General features: G+C 24.9%; 2 protein-coding genes. Both read left to right on the top strand.

All coding sequences use genetic code 11. The annotated features are described in order from the left end of the window. Window positions 1–108 precede the first annotated feature (108 nt). Complete coding sequence (locus ACZ5CR_RS44130; protein ID WP_014011557.1) at window positions 109–702, top strand: hypothetical protein; 594 nt, start codon at window positions 109–111, stop codon at window positions 700–702. Window positions 703–723: 21 nt separating this feature from the next. After that, the coding region (locus tag ACZ5CR_RS44135) for a glycosyltransferase family protein (RefSeq protein ID WP_468868998.1) at window positions 724–1,915 on the top strand (1,192 nt) is incomplete at its 3' end.

A 1,915-nucleotide genomic window follows, 5' to 3' on the forward strand; every position in this document is an offset into this window, starting at 1 on the left:
TTTTTATATGATAAAATATAGCTATTAAAAGATTTAATAAAATTAAATTGAAAGTTTTTTTAAAAATTTTTAAAAAATTTTTATAGAAAAAGAAAGGATATTTTTTAAATGGAGAAAAGTTATTCTGATTTTGCAAAAGAACTGGGAGTTAGTAAACAAAAGTTAAATTATTACGTCAATGATGAAAATAAAGAAAAAATTTTTATTAAAAAAGGCAACAAAAATTATGTTACCGAATTTGGACAAGAATACCTTTATAAAAAGACTAAAGATAAAAATGAAAAAAAAGAAAGCGAAAAAAAAGAAAAAAATTTTGAGGTATTTTTTGATAGCATAAAAGAAAAAGATAAGCAGATTGACAAACTTCACCAATTATTAGACCAGCAACAAAGACTTTCCTTACAGGATAAAAAACTTTTGGAAGAATATAAAACAGAATTAAGTAACTTAAAAGCTCTTAAAATGCCAGAAGAAGAATTAAATATAGGAATCGAGCAACTTAAAAAAGAACTCGAAAAGGCAAATGATGAGATAGACCAAAATCAAGCGAAACTTGCTGAAAAGGACAAACAAATTGAGAAAGACGAAAAAATAAACAAAGAATGGTCTGAAAGTAACAAAGAACTGGAAAAAGAAAACGAAAGCTTAAAAATGGAACTTCAAAAAGTTCAATCTAAAAAATGGTTTCAATTTTGGAAATAGAAAAAGGAAGAAATTTTATAAATGAAACATGTTGATAATGCACTAAGAAAAACTTTATTCATTCTTTTAGGCTTAATCTCTTTATTTTGGCTTTTTTGGACGTTCAAATATTTATTTACTGACAACTTGCGTAGCACAAGATATATTTTTTTGTTTGTCACTATTCTTTTAGTGTTGCTTATATTTTTTTTAAATAAAAAATTTAAAGACTTATTATTTAAGACTTTTAAATTTATTTATGGACATAAGTATTGGTTTATTGGTATTCTTTTTATTTTACAAGTAGTTATATCATTATTTGCTCAGGCTTTAGCACAAGGAGATTCTGCTGTCCTTTATACTGTTGGTACTAATATACCTGATACGAAACAAACAATTCTAAAATACTTTTCTATCTATCCCAATAATTTTTTTATTCTAATTATAATCAAGATTATAAATAGCATTGTTACCCCTAAATACCTTATATTGTCATTTTCTATACTGAATGCTTTATTAATAGACAGTGGAATTATCTTATTAACTTCTATCGGTAAATATCTTAAAGGAGAAAAGTTAGCGCAAATTGTATTTATAGAATCATTTTTTTTGATTGGTCTACAACCTCAATTCCTTTATTTTTATACTGACCCAATTACCTTTTTCTTCACAAGTTTACTTTGTTTTTTAGTTGTAAAATATACTTATAAGAAATATTTAATTTGGTGGTTTGTTATTGGTCTAATTTTTAGTATTGCTTATAAAATTAGAGTACCTGTCGTTATTTATCTTATAGCATTAATCATTGTTGTTATATATCAATTGGTCTTTTCGCCTGAAAAAATAAAAAAAAGAAAATTAGTCAATAAAACTATCGTTTTGTTTAGTGGAATACTAATAACAATCATCGGAATTAATTATTATGCTCATCATCAAAAAATAACAGAATATGATACAAAATATAGCAGGAATTTTATGTATTTCATTGATTTAGGACTAACAGATACAGGAGCAAACCATTCTCAATTACCTACTGAAATTCTAATTCCAGAAAAAAATGGAAAAATTCAAACAAGAACACAACTAGAATCTAAACTAAACAAAGATATAAAAAACAGAATTAAAAACTATGGTATATTAGGTCTTATTAAACATCAAAATACAAAATTTAAGTATTTTGTTCAAGACGGTACTCTTGGTTGGACAACCGAGGCTGTGTTAGTAGAAAGTAATG

Source organism: Streptomyces sp. NPDC031274, assembly GCF_055570235.1.

What these genes read in the sequence shown, in the direction of transcription:
- ACZ5CR_RS44130 (WP_014011557.1), top strand. Translation starts at nt 109, where the DNA reads ATGGAGAAAAGTTATTCTGATTTTGCAAAAGAACTGGGAGTTAGTAAA.